The organism is Pseudomonas sp. Z1-14 (assembly GCF_051132005.1).
In the GTDB taxonomy this organism is placed as follows: domain Bacteria; phylum Pseudomonadota; class Gammaproteobacteria; order Pseudomonadales; family Pseudomonadaceae; genus Aquipseudomonas.
The window spans coordinates 4,909,591-4,922,965 of the sequence record NZ_CP071646.1 but is presented as its reverse complement, the minus strand read 5'-3'; the positions used below and the strand labels follow the sequence as shown (position 1 = coordinate 4,922,965).

14 protein-coding genes are annotated in these 13,375 nt (G+C 61.9%); 5 read left to right on the top strand and 9 right to left on the bottom strand.

Annotation, left to right across the window (positions count from 1 at the left end; genetic code table 11):
* The first annotated feature begins 271 nt into the window (after window positions 1–271).
* Window positions 272–646, top strand: coding sequence for a tetratricopeptide repeat protein (locus J3P89_RS22770; protein ID WP_305496455.1), 375 nt, complete (start codon window positions 272–274; stop codon window positions 644–646).
* Window positions 647–917: 271 nt separating this feature from the next.
* Window positions 918–1,277 (top strand): PilZ domain-containing protein, encoded by a 360-nt coding sequence (locus J3P89_RS22765; RefSeq protein ID WP_434625785.1) that lies wholly within the window; start codon window positions 918–920, stop codon window positions 1,275–1,277.
* A 22-nt stretch (window positions 1,278–1,299) separates the two neighbouring features.
* On the opposite strand, the gene J3P89_RS22760 is transcribed toward J3P89_RS22765, so the two are convergent.
* The 6 genes from J3P89_RS22760 to J3P89_RS22735 are packed head-to-tail and all read right to left on the bottom strand — an operon-like array spanning window position 1,300 to window position 8,057.
* Window positions 1,300–2,631, bottom strand: a complete 1,332-nt coding sequence (locus J3P89_RS22760; protein ID WP_434695721.1) for a DUF58 domain-containing protein — start codon at window positions 2,629–2,631, stop codon at window positions 1,300–1,302.
* 25 nt (window positions 2,632–2,656) lie between these two features.
* Window positions 2,657–3,661 carry an AAA family ATPase gene (locus J3P89_RS22755; protein ID WP_434695720.1) on the bottom strand — a complete coding sequence of 335 codons (1,005 nt, stop codon included), beginning with the start codon at window positions 3,659–3,661 and terminating at the stop codon, window positions 2,657–2,659.
* Window positions 3,658–4,821: a DUF4350 domain-containing protein gene (locus J3P89_RS22750; RefSeq protein ID WP_434695719.1), complete on the bottom strand. Its 1,164-nt coding sequence runs from the start codon at window positions 4,819–4,821 to the stop codon at window positions 3,658–3,660. Before J3P89_RS22750 ends, J3P89_RS22755 begins: the two co-directional genes overlap by 4 nt.
* Window positions 4,818–6,374, bottom strand: a complete 1,557-nt coding sequence (locus J3P89_RS22745; protein ID WP_434695718.1) for a DUF4129 domain-containing protein — start codon at window positions 6,372–6,374, stop codon at window positions 4,818–4,820. The genes J3P89_RS22750 and J3P89_RS22745 overlap by 4 nt, the downstream gene beginning before the upstream one ends.
* Window positions 6,361–7,335 carry a stage II sporulation protein M gene (locus tag J3P89_RS22740; RefSeq protein ID WP_434695717.1) on the bottom strand — a complete coding sequence of 325 codons (975 nt, stop codon included), beginning with the start codon at window positions 7,333–7,335 and terminating at the stop codon, window positions 6,361–6,363. The genes J3P89_RS22745 and J3P89_RS22740 overlap by 14 nt, the downstream gene beginning before the upstream one ends.
* Window positions 7,332–8,057 carry an RDD family protein gene (locus tag J3P89_RS22735; protein ID WP_434653540.1) on the bottom strand — a complete coding sequence of 242 codons (726 nt, stop codon included), beginning with the start codon at window positions 8,055–8,057 and terminating at the stop codon, window positions 7,332–7,334. Before J3P89_RS22735 ends, J3P89_RS22740 begins: the two co-directional genes overlap by 4 nt.
* Before the next feature lie 232 nt (window positions 8,058–8,289).
* Between J3P89_RS22735 and sbcB the strand changes: the two genes are divergently transcribed.
* Complete coding sequence (gene sbcB / locus J3P89_RS22730; protein ID WP_434695716.1) at window positions 8,290–9,717, top strand: exodeoxyribonuclease I; 1,428 nt, start codon at window positions 8,290–8,292, stop codon at window positions 9,715–9,717.
* A gap of 109 nt (window positions 9,718–9,826) precedes the next feature.
* On the opposite strand, the gene mvaT is transcribed toward sbcB, so the two are convergent.
* Window positions 9,827–10,204, bottom strand: a complete 378-nt coding sequence (gene mvaT / locus J3P89_RS22725; RefSeq protein WP_305496444.1) for a histone-like nucleoid-structuring protein MvaT — start codon at window positions 10,202–10,204, stop codon at window positions 9,827–9,829.
* 297 nt (window positions 10,205–10,501) lie between these two features.
* Between mvaT and purU the strand changes: the two genes are divergently transcribed.
* Both purU and J3P89_RS22715 read left to right on the top strand, forming a co-directional pair.
* Window positions 10,502–11,350, top strand: coding sequence for a formyltetrahydrofolate deformylase (gene purU / locus J3P89_RS22720; RefSeq protein ID WP_305496443.1), 849 nt, complete (start codon window positions 10,502–10,504; stop codon window positions 11,348–11,350).
* A 70-nt stretch (window positions 11,351–11,420) separates the two neighbouring features.
* Window positions 11,421–11,600: a hypothetical protein gene (locus J3P89_RS22715; protein ID WP_434695715.1), complete on the top strand. Its 180-nt coding sequence runs from the start codon at window positions 11,421–11,423 to the stop codon at window positions 11,598–11,600.
* 4 nt (window positions 11,601–11,604) lie between these two features.
* On the opposite strand, the gene J3P89_RS22710 is transcribed toward J3P89_RS22715, so the two are convergent.
* Both J3P89_RS22710 and J3P89_RS22705 read right to left on the bottom strand, forming a co-directional pair.
* Window positions 11,605–12,600, bottom strand: a complete 996-nt coding sequence (locus J3P89_RS22710) for a lysylphosphatidylglycerol synthase transmembrane domain-containing protein (RefSeq protein WP_434625767.1) — start codon at window positions 12,598–12,600, stop codon at window positions 11,605–11,607.
* Window positions 12,597–13,370: a DUF2334 domain-containing protein gene (locus J3P89_RS22705; protein ID WP_434695714.1), complete on the bottom strand. Its 774-nt coding sequence runs from the start codon at window positions 13,368–13,370 to the stop codon at window positions 12,597–12,599. The genes J3P89_RS22710 and J3P89_RS22705 overlap by 4 nt, the downstream gene beginning before the upstream one ends.
* Window positions 13,371–13,375: the final 5 nt, after the last annotated feature.

Genomic DNA, 13,375 nt, shown 5'->3' with positions numbered 1-13,375 from the left:
GGTCTTTGGGTGTAGTCATTGTTCATGTGCACTACTTATTCGTTTCTTTTTCGAAATGAACATTCCTGAAAATTTCTGCGCCGTTAATTACTAAAGCCGAACATCGCTTTTGTGGCGAGGGAGCTTGCTCCCGCTCGGTTGCGTAGCGACCGCAAAATCTTGGGGCCGCTGCGCAGCCCAGCGGGAGCAAGCTCCCTCGCCACAAGAGCTGGTCCGATTGAAGATTTTTCGCGCCAGGTCGATAAAGAGCTCAAGACAGGAGAACCTCCCCATGCGATTCGTGCTTTTTATTGCCTTGGCCTTGAGCATCACGGGCTGCACCCGTTGGTCGATGAACCACCACATGAACCTGGCCTACAAGGCCTACGAGCGCGGCAATTGCGAGCAAGTAATGCTTGAACTGTCCAAGGTCGACCGCGCCAGCCGTGCCCGTCGTTATATGCAGCCGGAAGTCTCGATGATGCGTGGTCAATGCCTGGAGCGGCAAAAGCTGTTCGTCGATGCGGCGCAGACGTACCAGTTCATTCTCACGCAATACCCCAACAGCGAGTACGCCTATCGTGCCCGCGCCCGGCTCGAAACCTTGCAGAGCCTTGGGCATTACCCGACCCGTAGCACCTCGGCCATCCGCCCGACGGCGTTCTGAACGACGCCGGATCCAGGCCCTCGGCCAGGCGACGGCGCGGCATTATGATGGGGATCGCATCCGGACTGGCCGTCGTCAGAACCTGCGCTATAGTTGTACATCTGGCTATTAGAGCTTGGACTCTAATAGCCAGGTGGCGCCTGTAACCGATGAGACACGCCATGACGTTTGCTGGCGTCTGGCAAGGGAATCAGGGAGAGCGGGCTCGCTTGGGTTCGTTCCGAAGTGTTCGGTTGGCCGGTGAGCGGCCATTAAAAAAGCGATACAGGACATGTACAAAGAGCGCCGCATTGAACGACATCAGTTGGCTTGTTTTCTTGAGGTGTTCAACGGCCTCAACGAGAAACCGATCGGTTTTCTGGGCAACGTCTCTGAAAGTGGCCTGATGTTGATCAGTCAATTGCCGTTGATGATTGGCGCAAGCTTTGATCTTTATCTGAAAATCCCCACCGACGACGGATCACAGCAAGAGATCCGGTTGAAGGCCAAGTGCCTGTGGTGTCATGAAGACGTGACGCCGCAGCATTTCGATGCCGGTTTCAGCCTGCAATGGGCGCCGCCGGAGTACGGGGCGCTGGTCAGCGCGTTGCAGCAGTATTTCTGTTTTTATCCGTTGCCCGCCTCGGCTTGAGTAACCGACTCCTGCGCAGGGCCTAAGCGGTTCCGGCTTTTTTCCATGCCAGGTATTGGCTCACCAGATCCGCCCCTAGCTCGCCGGGGCGCGAATCCAGGGTCGGGATGCCATGGGCCGCCAACCGCAGATGGAGTCCGGCGCGGGTGTTCATGTAGTCCACCGTCCCGCAATAGGCCAAGGCTTCGGGCTGGGTTTGTACCGGCGCCTGGCGCAACCGGTCGAGTGCCTCTTCGCGCAGGCTGGCCACCAGCACCCGATGCCGCTGGCCCAGGCGCTTGACGGCAGCCAGCAGTTCCTCGTCGTCCTCATCCCGCAGGTTGGTCACCAACACCACCAGGGCCCGGCGTTTTTGCCGGGCCAGCAGTTGATTGACCGCGACCTGGTAATCGGCGGGATGCTGGCTGCTGTCCAGGTCATAGACCGCGTTGAGCAAGACGTTGAGCTGGCCGCTGCCTTTGACCGGCGCGAGGTAGCGCGGTCGCTCACTGGCGAAGGTGTACAGGCCGACGGCGTCGCCCTGGCGCAACGCGGTATAGCTGAGCAAGAGGCAGGCATTGAGAGCGTGATCGAAGTGCGCCAGCTCGTCGTCCTGGCTGCGCATGCGCCGGCCGCAGTCGAGCATGAAGATAATCTGTTGGTCGCGTTCGTCTTCGTACTCACGGGCGATCGGCGTACGGTGGCGGGCGGTGGCCTTCCAGTCGATCTGGCGCAGGCTGTCGCCCTCGCGAAACTCGCGCAGTTGATGAAACTCCTGGCCCTGGCCACGGCGCTGCCGCTGGCGTATGCCGAGCTGGCTCAGCCAGTTGTCGACGGCCAATAGCTGGCCGTCATAGAGCCTGGCGAAATCCGGGTAGACGCGAGTGTTGTCGAGCGCCTCCAGCAGGCGTTTGCCGGACCACAACCCCAGCGGGCTGGGCAGGCTGATCTCGCAGTGGCTGAAAATGAAATGACCGCGCTTGAGCGGGCGCAAGCGGTAGCCGAGCTGGCTGCGTTGGCCGGGTTGAAGTTCGACCGACAAGGGCAGGTCGTCGAAGTCGAGGCCATCGGGTACGTGATCGAACACCTGGATCGGCATTGGCTGGGCAAAATCATGGCTGATCTGCAGGCGCACTTCGCCCCATCGGCCCAGTGCCAGGCTGCCCGGCATGTGTCGCTGTATGCGGGGCGAGGGCAGGCGCCGCAGCCGCACGGCATCGAGCAGCGCCAAGGCCAGCAAGGCCAGCAACATCCCCCAGTTGATCGACAGGAGTGTCGACGGCACCGCGATGCCCAGCGCTCGCAATGTGCCTAGCACGATGCCGACGGCCAGCAGGATCGCGAGCCAGATGAGCAACAGGCGCGAGGGTTTCATGAGCGCATCCTTACCGCGCGATTCTTCACAACCGCGGCGCCGAGACTTGATCGAGCAACTGCCCCAGCACCTGGTCCACCGAGAGCCCCTCGATGTCCAGCTCCGGCGCCAGCCTTACGCGATGGCGCAGCACGGCCAGGGCGCAGCCCTTGATGTCGTCCGGGACCACGAATTCGCCACCGCGCAGCAGCGCCCGGGCCCTTGCGCAGCGTACCAGTGCGATCGAGGCGCGCGGCCCGGCGCCCAGCGTCAGCCCCGGCCAGCTGCGAGTGGCGCGGGCCAGGCGGACGGCGTAGTCGAGGACCTGATCGTCCATCGGCAGGTCACTGGCGATGCGCTGCAAGGCCTGCACATCCTTGGCTTGCAGCACCGTGCGCAACGGTTGCACGTCAAGCATGTCGGCCCGGGTCGAGCGGCTGACCTGGCGGACCATGTCCAGTTCCTGGTCGGCATCGGGATAGTCCATGCGGACCTTGAGCATGAAGCGGTCGAGCTCGGCTTCCGGCAGCGGGTAAGTGCCTTCCTGTTCGATGGGGTTCTGGGTCGCCAGCACCATGAATGGTTGGGCGATCGGCAGGGCGCGGCCTTCCAGGGTGACCTGGCGTTCCTGCATGGCCTCGAGCAGCGCCGCCTGGGTTTTTGCCGGCGCGCGGTTGATCTCGTCGGCCAGCAGAAGGTTGGTGAAAACCGGACCCTTGCGCAACTTGAACTGCTCGGTCTGCAGGTCGTACACCGCATGGCCGGTGACGTCGCTGGGCATCAGGTCGGGCGTGAACTGGATGCGCGCGAACTCGCCACTGAAACAGCGCGCGAGCGCGCGCACCAGCAGCGTCTTGCCCAACCCTGGAACGCCTTCGAGCAGCACATGCCCGCCAGCGATCAACGCCGTGAGCACATCGTCGACCACCGCAGCCTGGCCGACCACCGCCTTGTGCAGTTCGGTACGGATCGCCTGGGCCAACTGGCTGGCGCGCTGGCGCTGTTGGGCGGCATGGGCCTGGCCGTCGACAGGTTCGTTCTGTTCAGTCATAAGGCATTCCTGAGAGTTTGCAAAAGGGCAACCTGGCGGCAGAACTCAGTGCTGGACATGCGCTGCGCCGGCCGGGGGCTGAGGGCCTGGCTGATGGTTCGCGTGGGTTGGCGGGTCAGGCGTGCAAGCACTTGCCATTGTTCGGCGACGACCAGCCGTTCGAAACCTGGATGAAGCTGGCGCGCCCGGCGCAACACGTCATGCTGCAAACTCTGCAACAGGTGTTGCCGGCCGTGGTGGCGCAGCTGGAACGCGGCGCTGGCCTGCAGGTGTTCCAGTAACTGCCGTCGCGCCTTGGGGGCGGGTTGTTGCAACGGGCCATGCCGCACCGCCGAGCGCCAGAACCACAGCCCGATCAGGACCAGCAGCGCCACCAGGGCCTGGGGGAAATAGCGCAGCAGCAGGGTCAGCAGGTTGTCGTGCTCGATGTCGAACAGCAGCGTGACATTCGTGTCGGCACTCAGGTACCAGAGCAGCCAGGCGTTGTCGTATTGGTCGATCTGGTCGTTCTTCCAAAGCTCGGCGTCAGTGAGCACGGTGATGGTGCCCAGGCCGTGGTTCAGTTGCATCATGTGAGTTGCCTGTGCGCTGTTGGCCCAGGCCTGGGCGAGGTTCTGCGGGTCTTCGAGATGGAAGTCAGTGTCGAAGCCGACATAGGCCGGCGCTTCTTCATCTTCCAGATAAAGCTTGGTCAGTTCGGGGTAGCGATCCTTGATGAGTTCGGCGTCGGATTCCTCGAGGTCCTTGCTGAGGAGTTGGCGCAGACCCACGCGGTCCAGCAACAAGTCGCCGCTGCTGCTGGTGCTGTCATCCCACAAGGCCTCGGCGACGAACAGCAGCCGTCCGCCGGCCCGGGTCCAGTTCATCAACTGGTCGGCCTCCCGTGGCGTCATGTCGCTGCGCTCGCCCAGCAACAGCAGGCTGCGCTGGTGGGGTTCGAGGCCGGGCAGGACGTCCAGGCTGTTGGCATGATCGACTTCTACCCCATGCCGACGCAGGAAATGTTCCGCCGCCAGGTAGGGATTGGCCTGGGCTTCGGGGGATGGGCCGTGATCAATGGTTTCCTGGTAGGGCACGGCTTTCGTGGACAAATAGAGGCCCACTGCACAGACCAACGCCGCAACCAGCGCCGCGACCAGCCATCCGGCGCGGCGGCTCATCGGGAAACTCCCGGACCGAACAGGCCGCGCCAGCCATCGCACAGCTCTCGTTGCAGATGCGGCGCTGGTGGACGGTGCCCGTAGGCGATGTTTTGCCAGTGCTGGGTCAGGTTTTTGCTGAAGACCAGCAGGTCCGGCTGCTGGAGTCGTTCGACTCGCTGCAACACCTGGCCTTCCGTGTCCGCGGGTTTCAGGGGGATGGCGAACTCATGGTGCAATCGGCTGAGCAAGGCTCGATAGAGCAAACCCAACGCCTCGCGAGGCGCGGTGGACCATAACTGCTCGGCGCGGCTCGCCACATCCTCCGGCAGGCTCTCTTCGCGAATATCCAGGCCGAACATCTGTGTCGGCGCAGGAGGTTTCGAAGGTATGCGCTGTGCTGGCCTACGGTTCGCCAGGGCCTTGAGACTATGGCGGTAATGCCAGGCCAGCCAGGCGATGGCCGTCAACAGGGCCGCCCAGAGCAGCACCTGGATCAGCGCGGCAATACCCTCGAAGCGTTTTTTCGACAGCCATTCGAACAGCGACTTGAGCCAGCCCGGCGCTCCATCGGTTTCAGCTGGCTCGGCTGATTCGGCTGGTTTTTCGGCTTCTTCGCCGAAACGATAGCGGGTAATCGTTTCCGGATTCTTGAATGGTGGCGCTTCGAGAATCGCTTCAATGCTTTCCCGAGAGGCCTCGCTGGTCAGCGGCTGGTTGAGCAAGCGCGGGCTGTCGGGACCGTTATCGTCCTGCGCGGCCCACGCAGGTGGCGCCAGCGGCAGCAGCGTCATTGCCAGCAGCAACAGCGCCGGGGCCAAGCCGGCCAGGCGCTGGCGCAGGCGCCTGAATACCAGTTCGATGTCCCAGGCCTCGAGAATCGTGCGGCGGTTCAGGTAGAGGCTGAAGCCACAGGCGACGTAAACCGGTTCCCAGAAGATCAGCAACAGTGGATACAGGAAGTTGACCAGGTGTTCGAGCCACAGCCAGTCGTGCTCGGCCACGGCGATCAGGGTCTGCCAGTCCCATTCCAGCTCGACCTGTTGCGGTATGAACAGATAGAACAGCGCCATCAGGCCGAACCACAGCGCGGTTTCCAGGTGCACGCCGATGATGGTCAGCCACTGCGCCGCGCCGCCGTTGCGCTGCAGCAGGACGCGCAAGCGTTGCTCGCGCGCCTCGCCGGCCAGGCCTTCGAGTTGCACCACCGGCATCAGGAAGCTGCGGTTCAGGCTCAGCCGTCGCCAGGTCAGGCTAGCCAGCAATTGCGGCTTGAGCAGCGCGGGCCATTGGCGCAACGCCTGCTTCAGCGTAGGCGGCTCGCCAAACAGGGCCTTGGACAAAATGAACAGGGGCAGGCGGTCGAAGGCCGGTTTCAGCCACCAGAACACAATGACTACCAGCGACGGCGAGTCCCACAACAACAGGGTCAGCAGCGCATACACCGGTAGCGTGACGATGGCCCAACTGGTCATCAGCAGCCGTCGGTGCTGCTGGCTCATCAGCACGCCGAGGTCCATGGCTTCCCAGGTGGTGCGGGGGCGGATGACAACGCTGGCGTCACTCAGGCGCATGGTGGCCTCGTCCGGCAAACAGCAGATACCCGAGCACCAGCAGCCACAACAAGGCGCCGACGATGTATTTGGTGGTGGGTGTCACCGCGCTGGAGGACCAGTAGGCCTCGACGAACGCGGCGATGAGCAGCAACAGCACCACGCCGCCGATGATCAGCACGCTCTTGCCGGCGGCGAGCCGTAACGCTTCGCCTCGGGTGAGGCGCCCCGGCGCGATCAATGCCCAACCGAGCAACAGGCCCGCCGCGCCGGCCAGCACGATGGCAGTGAGTTCGAAGGCGCCGTGGCCGATCACGAATGACCAGAACGTCGATCCCGAACCGATCTGGGTCAGATGCCCGGCCACCGCGCCAATGGTCAGGCCGTTGAAGAACAGGAAGAATGCGCTGCCCAGGCCAAACAGCAAGCCGCTGGCGAACGTCTGAAAGGCAATACCGATGTTGTGCATGATGTAGTAGCCGAACATGACCCAGTCTTCGCTGGCGGCCCGCTCGATCGAGCGCCCCAGGTGGCCGGCGGCAGGGTCGTACATGCCGCGTATCTGGCTGGCTTCTTCGACGCTCAACACGCTGTAGACCAGTTCGGGGAACAGGTAGACCAGCAGCCCGATGCCGACCAGGCTACCAAGGAACATCAAGGCCGCCGCCAGCACGAATCGCCATTGCTCACGAATCAGTCGGGGGAAACCGGCCAGGATGAAGGTCGACAGGCTGGCCGAGAACCGGCCGCGGTCCCGGTAGAGTTGCTGGTGACCACGCAGGGCCAATTGCTGCAACGCGTCTATTAAAAGGCTGCTGTAGCCCCTGGCCTGGGCCAGCGTCAGGTGGTGGCAGAGGCGTCGATAGGCATTGGGGAAATCGCTGCTCTGCCCGACGTTGCGGCTGCGCTCCAATTGGTCGAGCTGTTGGGACAGACGGTCCCATTCCTCTTGATGACGTTTTTCGAAAAGGCTTTGTTTCATGTCGGCCCCAGCAGGCCGCGGGCGATGCCATTGAGTTCGGCCACGGCTCCGGAAGGGTGCACCTTCAGCGGCGCGGCCAGGATCGTCGCCAGTTCGGTGACCCTGGCACCGGACAGTTCTGCCTGGCGCTCGGCGAAGCCCAGCACGGCACGCTGCTCGTTGAGGTCGAGGACAAAGGGTGGCCGTATCGGTCGGGCCGATGGCAGTACGGGGCGTTTGATCGCTTGTTCGCGATAAACCACCAGGGTCCCGGCCGCCAGGTCGCCCAGGCGCTTGAACGCTGGATGCTGCAGGCAGGTAATCGCCCCGAACGCATAGCCGAAGGGCAGCATGTCGACGAAGCGCAGCAGGTTGCGGATCAGCGAGGCCGACCAGTCGACAGGCCGGCCGTCATCCTGCACCACGCGCAAACCCATGATCTGCTTGCCGGGGGAACGCCCTTGGTTCAGCACCTCGAACAGCACCATGTACCACCAGCTGATGACGAACAGCAGGATCGAGCCCAGGCCGACGCCCAGTTCGCCAAAAAACGCCAGGATCAGGAACAGCAGGCCCAAGGCCAGCCCCCGTATGCCGAGGTCGATGGCAAAGGCCAGGGCGCGAGGCATCAGCCCCGCCGGGCGCAGCGGCAGGTCGATGCCCTCGGGCGTCTCGACCTGGTAACGCGTGTCCAGTGGCGCGGGCAGCGGCGCGTTCCTTTGCAATGCTGGTGTCTCGAGCATGGGCAACCTGTGAGGGGGCGGTTCGAACGTTCGATCTCGGCCCAGATGCTAGCAGTCTTCGTGCAGGCGCACGATACAACTCTGTGGGTCATTTCACGCTTCATGTAAACAACAGGGATCTTGCGGGAGGGCGCAGGCTTGCGCCTCCCAGGTATTCAAAAGTTACAGCAGCGCTGGCCGCCGGCCGGTTGCAGCGCCTAGACTTCGCCAGTCCTCAGCACAGGAACCACCCGTGACCTCCATTTTCTGGTACGACTACGAAACCACCGGCATCAATCCGCGTTGCGACCGCCCCTTGCAGGTGGCCGGGATACGTACCGATTTCGAACTCAATGAAATCGATGAACCGGTGAACCTGTACTGCCGGCCCAGCGATGACATCCTGCCCCATCCGGCCGCATGCGCGATCACCGGGATCACACCGGCCTGCCTGGCGGAAAAAGGCTTGAGCGAGGCCGATTTCATGACCCGCGTCCATGCGCAACTGGCCGCGCCCGGGACCTGTGGCGCCGGCTACAACACGCTGCGCTTCGATGACGAGATGACCCGCTACAGCCTTTATCGGAATTTCTTCGACCCGTACGCTCGGGAATGGCAGGGGGGCAACAGTCGCTGGGACCTGATTGACCTGGTGCGGGCCGCCTATGCGTTGCGCCCCGATGGGATTGTCTGGCCGCAGGAGGAGGGGCGCGTCACCCTCAAGCTCGAACGCCTGACCGCCGCCAACGGCATCGACCATGGCCAGGCCCATGATGCGCTGTCGGATGTACGTGCAACGATTGCCCTGGCCCGGTTGATCCGTCAGAAACAACCCCGGCTTTACGACTGGCTGTTCCAGTTGCGCACTAAACAGAAAGTGATGGACCAGGTCCGCCTGCTACAGCCCATGGTGCACATCTCCGGGCGCTTCTCGGCGGCGCGAAACTACATCGGCGTGGTCCTGCCGCTGGCCTGGCATCCGAAGAACCGCAACGCCCTGATCGTCTGCGATCTGCATCTGAATCCTCAAGGGCTGCTGGACCATGACGCCGAAATCCTGCGCCAACGCTTGTATACCCGCCGTGAAGAGTTGTTGGAAGGGGAATTGCCCGTACCCCTCAAGCTTATTCATATCAACAAGTGCCCGGTGGTCGCGCCGCTGTCAGTCCTGCGCGACGAGGACCAGCAACGCCTGCAACTGGACATGGAGGGTTATCGCCAGCGGGCGCTGCGGCTAAGTGACGCACAGCAAGTCTGGCACGATAAACTCCAGGCGATTTATGGTCGCGAGGATTTCACTGCGAGCGAGGACCCCGAACAACAGTTGTACGCTGGATTCATGGGTGATCGTGATCGGCGTTTGTGCGAACAAGTGCGCCAGGCAGATCCCGACCAGTTGGCGGGGGAACGTTGGCATTTCGATGATGAGCGCCTGCCGGAATTATTATTCCGATACCGGGCCCGTAACTTCCCCGACACCTTGAGCACCGAAGAGCAGGCACGCTGGAAACTATTTTGCCAGCAGCGACTGAAATCACCGGAGTGGGGGGCGCCTAATACCCTGGAAAGTTTTGATGAGGCGATGACGCAGTGGCTGGCGCTTTCCAGCCCAATGCAGCAAGGGGTGCTGACTCAATGGCAGGGCTATAGCCAGCAATTGCGCAAACGTTTAAGCCTTTGAGTCGCCGCGCTGCCATGTAAGGAAATAAATCAGAAGTGGACAGGCAACAAAAAACGCCAGCAATCGCTGGCGTTTTTTCTGTGTCGAGAACGCTTCGAACCGCCGGAGCTTAGCCCAGCAGGGTCGCCCAGCCTTCAACCACGTCGCCGCCCCACTTGGCTTTCCACTCTTTCAGAGTCTTGTGGTTGCCACCTTTGGTTTCGATGACTTCACCGTTGTGCGGGTTCTTGTATTGCTTAACTTTGCGAGCGCGCTTGGTGCCGGTAGTTTTCACAGCGCCACGCGGGGCTTTGCTCGACTTGGACTCTGGATCCAACAGGGCAATGATATCGCGCAGGGACTTGGAGTATTCACCCATCAGCGTGCGCAGTTTGCCTTCGAATTCCAGTTCTTTTTGCAGTTTGTCGTCTTTGGACAGGTCGGCCAGACGTTGTTGCAGTTCTTCAATGGCTTGTTTTGTAGCGTTGTATTCGGTGATCAGGGACATGGGGACTACCTTATGTAGGACGCTGGTGACAAGGAGACAGTGGGGTAATAGTAATCAGACAGTTTCATCAAGTAAACATTTAAGCAGTGTTTATTTAATTAATAGTGCGCTAGCACAGAGTGGGCGCCGTGAAATAAATAATGTGATGCAGTCTTCACATCTGTTCACGATAAAGCTTGCCATGCGGGCATTGGCAGTCCAGGTCAGCCACTGCTGGGCGCGATGTGTGATCGATACTGCAGTTTTGCCGCGCAATGGCTAGAATGGCCGCCTTTGCGAAGTTCTGGAGTTCCCCTAATGCGCACTTTTCGGCTGGTGATCGCTTGCCCGGACCGCGTCGGTATCGTTGCTAAAGTCAGTAACTTTCTGGCGTCCCATAACGGCTGGATCACTGAAGCAAGCCACCATTCGGACAATCAGAGTGGTTGGTTTTTCATGCGTCACGAGATACGCGCCGACTCGCTGCCCTTCGGCATCGAAGCCTTCCGCGAGGCATTCGCCCCGATTGCCGAAGAGTTTTCGATGGACTGGCGTATCACCGATACCGCGCAGAAAAAGCGCGTAGTGCTGATGGCCAGTCGTGAGTCCCACTGCCTGGCTGATCTGTTGCACCGCTGGCACAGCGATGAGCTCGATTGCGACATCGCCTGTGTCATTTCCAACCATGACGACTTACGCAGCATGGTGGAATGGCACGGCATCCCTTATTACCACGTACCGGTCAACCCGCAGGACAAGCACCCGGCGTTCGCCGAGGTCTCGCGGCTGGTCAAGCAGCACGACGCCGAGGTGGTGGTACTGGCCCGCTACATGCAGATCCTGCCGCCGTCACTGTGCAGCGAATACGCGCATAAAGTCATCAACATCCACCACAGTTTCCTGCCGTCGTTCGTTGGTGCCAAGCCTTACCACCAGGCCTCGATGCGCGGAGTGAAACTGATCGGCGCCACGTGCCACTACGTGACCGAAGAGCTGGACGCCGGCCCGATCATCGAGCAGGACGTGGTCCGTGTCAGCCACAGCGACAGCATTGAAGACATGGTGCGCTTCGGTCGCGACGTGGAAAAAATGGTCCTAGCGCGCGGCTTGCGCTATCACTTGGAAGACCGCGTACTGGTGCACGGGAACAAGACCGTGGTCTTCTGATCTGTAGTCTTCTGACTCTATGTGGCAAGGGAACTTTCTCCCTTGCCACGAACCTCGAGGCATGAATCCCATGACCGATCCCTTGGACAAAGCCACCGCCAGAGCGCCGGCAACCGTGGGCGAGGGTTGCCTGAGTCGCTACGATCCCGAAGCGCTGGGCCCGGAAGACGGCACCGAATTTCCCGACGCCGCCCAGCTGTGGGAAGAAATGCACAAGCAGCCCCAGGACGACCCCGAGTCCAAGGGTTGACCTCTCAGGCTTGCCGCAGCTTCATCAGCTTCTTGATCAAAGGTCGCCCGACCATCATGAAGAACACCGGTCCTCCGGCCAGCAGATAGAAGTAATACGTCACCGCCCGCCAGATCAGGATCGCTGCCGCCGCGGTGGATTTGCCCACCATCGGTGCCAGCAACGCCGCCGAGGTCAACTCCGCCGCTCCGGCGCCGCCCGGCAACAGGCTGAACTGCCCAGCGCTGAGGGACAGCATCTGGATCAGGAAACTCCAGGCCCATTGCAGATCCGCCCCGAGTCCTTTTAATGCCAGGTACAGCACGCTGTAGCGCAGAACCCAGTGCAGGCAGGTCAAGACGAACACCTGGAACAGCGTCTGGCGTGGCAATTTCAGAGTGTCGGTAAATGCCGCGAGGAAATTCAGGATCTTGCGTCCCCAGCGTCGACGGGTCACCGGCTTCACTCGCAAATGCCGCAACAGCCGCGCACCCAGGAGAATCAGCCTGCGATGGTAGCGGGCGACCAGCGCGCAGCAAAAGAGCCCGCCGAACAATGAAACCGCGCTCAGCCCCAGCATCCATTCCATGCGCTGGCTGAGGTTCTGGAAAAGTGCATAAAACAGGATGCCCAACAAGGCGCAGAGAAAAAACAGCAGGTCGCTCAACTGATCCATGGCGAACACCGCGCTGCCATGGGCGGGGCGCACGCCGTTGCGCGCGAGCAGCGCCATCAGCGTCAGCGGCCCGCCACTGCCGCCGGGCGTCGCGCACATCGCGAACTCGGTGGACATCACCACGCCAATGCTTTTCAACCCGCCTATGCGCCCACGGTGTTCACCCAGCAGCAAGCGCAGGCGCACCGAGTTGAGGCCCCAGCAGAGTACGATCATGCCAAGCATGACCAGCAGCAAGGACAGCGGAAAGCGCTGCAGCCGCGACCACATTTCCCCGCCGCCCACGAGCATCGGGACCAATACCGCAATCAACAGGGCGGCGCCTAACCAGACCAGCCGTTTCATGCGGCACTGCTGACTGGCTGGCGCAGTGACGCCAGCCAGTCGATCTTGGTCATCGGCACGCGCCCGTCCTCAAGCAGGCGCTCCAGGGTTCGCAGCCAGTAGTTGCGGGAAAATCCGTGGCGCATGTCTACCGGGTGCAGGCCCAGGCGAATGACCGGTGCCTGGCGCCAGCGCTGTTCACGCCGGTCGCTGATGACTTTTGACAGGCCTCGACGCCAGGCGCTGCGGGCGCTCCAGACCAGTCCCGGGGCATCGATCGGGGTGAACTCCGGCAAGCGGTAGAGGTGCTGGGTGTCGCTGGTATAACTCAACGGCAACTGGCGCAAGGCCTGGCGTGTGCCTTCGCTCATCAGCCAGGCCGGTGCGACGAAGCCTTGCAGCGGCCACTGGTAGCGCTGAAAGATCTCGATGCCGGCGCGAAGGCGGGTGAGGGCCGCTTCCTCGGACAGACCGTAGAACTCCCCTTCATGGGTATAGACCCGGCGCATGAACCAGTCCTTGGGATGGAGCGCCGGCGGACCGTCATCACAGTGGTAATAACCGTGCAGCACCAGTTCATCGCCGCGTTCGACCCGGCTGTCGAGCATGCGCCGGAAGCCGGGATGTTCGTCGAGCGCGTTGGCGTGATGGAAGTCCGGCACCACCAGCCAGGTCATCGGCACCTGGCCGAGGGCGTCGACGGCTTCGACGAAGGGCTGGTAGTCGGGCCAGGTTTGCGGTGCGACATCGTGCAGCACCAGCAGCAGGCTGGATTGAGCGGTCATCGACATGGGCC

What these genes read in the sequence shown, in the direction of transcription:
- purU (WP_305496443.1), top strand. Translation starts at nt 10,502, where the DNA reads ATGCGCACTTTTCGGCTGGTGATCGCTTGCCCGGACCGCGTCGGTATC.
- J3P89_RS22745 (WP_434695718.1), bottom strand. Translation starts at nt 6,374, where the DNA reads ATGCGCCTGAGTGACGCCAGCGTTGTCATCCGCCCCCGCACCACCTGG.
- J3P89_RS22760 (WP_434695721.1), bottom strand. Translation starts at nt 2,631, where the DNA reads ATGAAACCCTCGCGCCTGTTGCTCATCTGGCTCGCGATCCTGCTGGCC.
- J3P89_RS22740 (WP_434695717.1), bottom strand. Translation starts at nt 7,335, where the DNA reads ATGAAACAAAGCCTTTTCGAAAAACGTCATCAAGAGGAATGGGACCGT.
- J3P89_RS22705 (WP_434695714.1), bottom strand. Translation starts at nt 13,370, where the DNA reads ATGTCGATGACCGCTCAATCCAGCCTGCTGCTGGTGCTGCACGATGTC.
- J3P89_RS22750 (WP_434695719.1), bottom strand. Translation starts at nt 4,821, where the DNA reads ATGAGCCGCCGCGCCGGATGGCTGGTCGCGGCGCTGGTTGCGGCGTTG.
- J3P89_RS22710 (WP_434625767.1), bottom strand. Translation starts at nt 12,600, where the DNA reads ATGAAACGGCTGGTCTGGTTAGGCGCCGCCCTGTTGATTGCGGTATTG.
- J3P89_RS22755 (WP_434695720.1), bottom strand. Translation starts at nt 3,661, where the DNA reads ATGACTGAACAGAACGAACCTGTCGACGGCCAGGCCCATGCCGCCCAA.
- mvaT (WP_305496444.1), bottom strand. Translation starts at nt 10,204, where the DNA reads ATGTCCCTGATCACCGAATACAACGCTACAAAACAAGCCATTGAAGAA.
- J3P89_RS22715 (WP_434695715.1), top strand. Translation starts at nt 11,421, where the DNA reads ATGACCGATCCCTTGGACAAAGCCACCGCCAGAGCGCCGGCAACCGTG.
- J3P89_RS22735 (WP_434653540.1), bottom strand. Translation starts at nt 8,057, where the DNA reads ATGCTCGAGACACCAGCATTGCAAAGGAACGCGCCGCTGCCCGCGCCA.
- J3P89_RS22770 (WP_305496455.1), top strand. Translation starts at nt 272, where the DNA reads ATGCGATTCGTGCTTTTTATTGCCTTGGCCTTGAGCATCACGGGCTGC.
- J3P89_RS22765 (WP_434625785.1), top strand. Translation starts at nt 918, where the DNA reads ATGTACAAAGAGCGCCGCATTGAACGACATCAGTTGGCTTGTTTTCTT.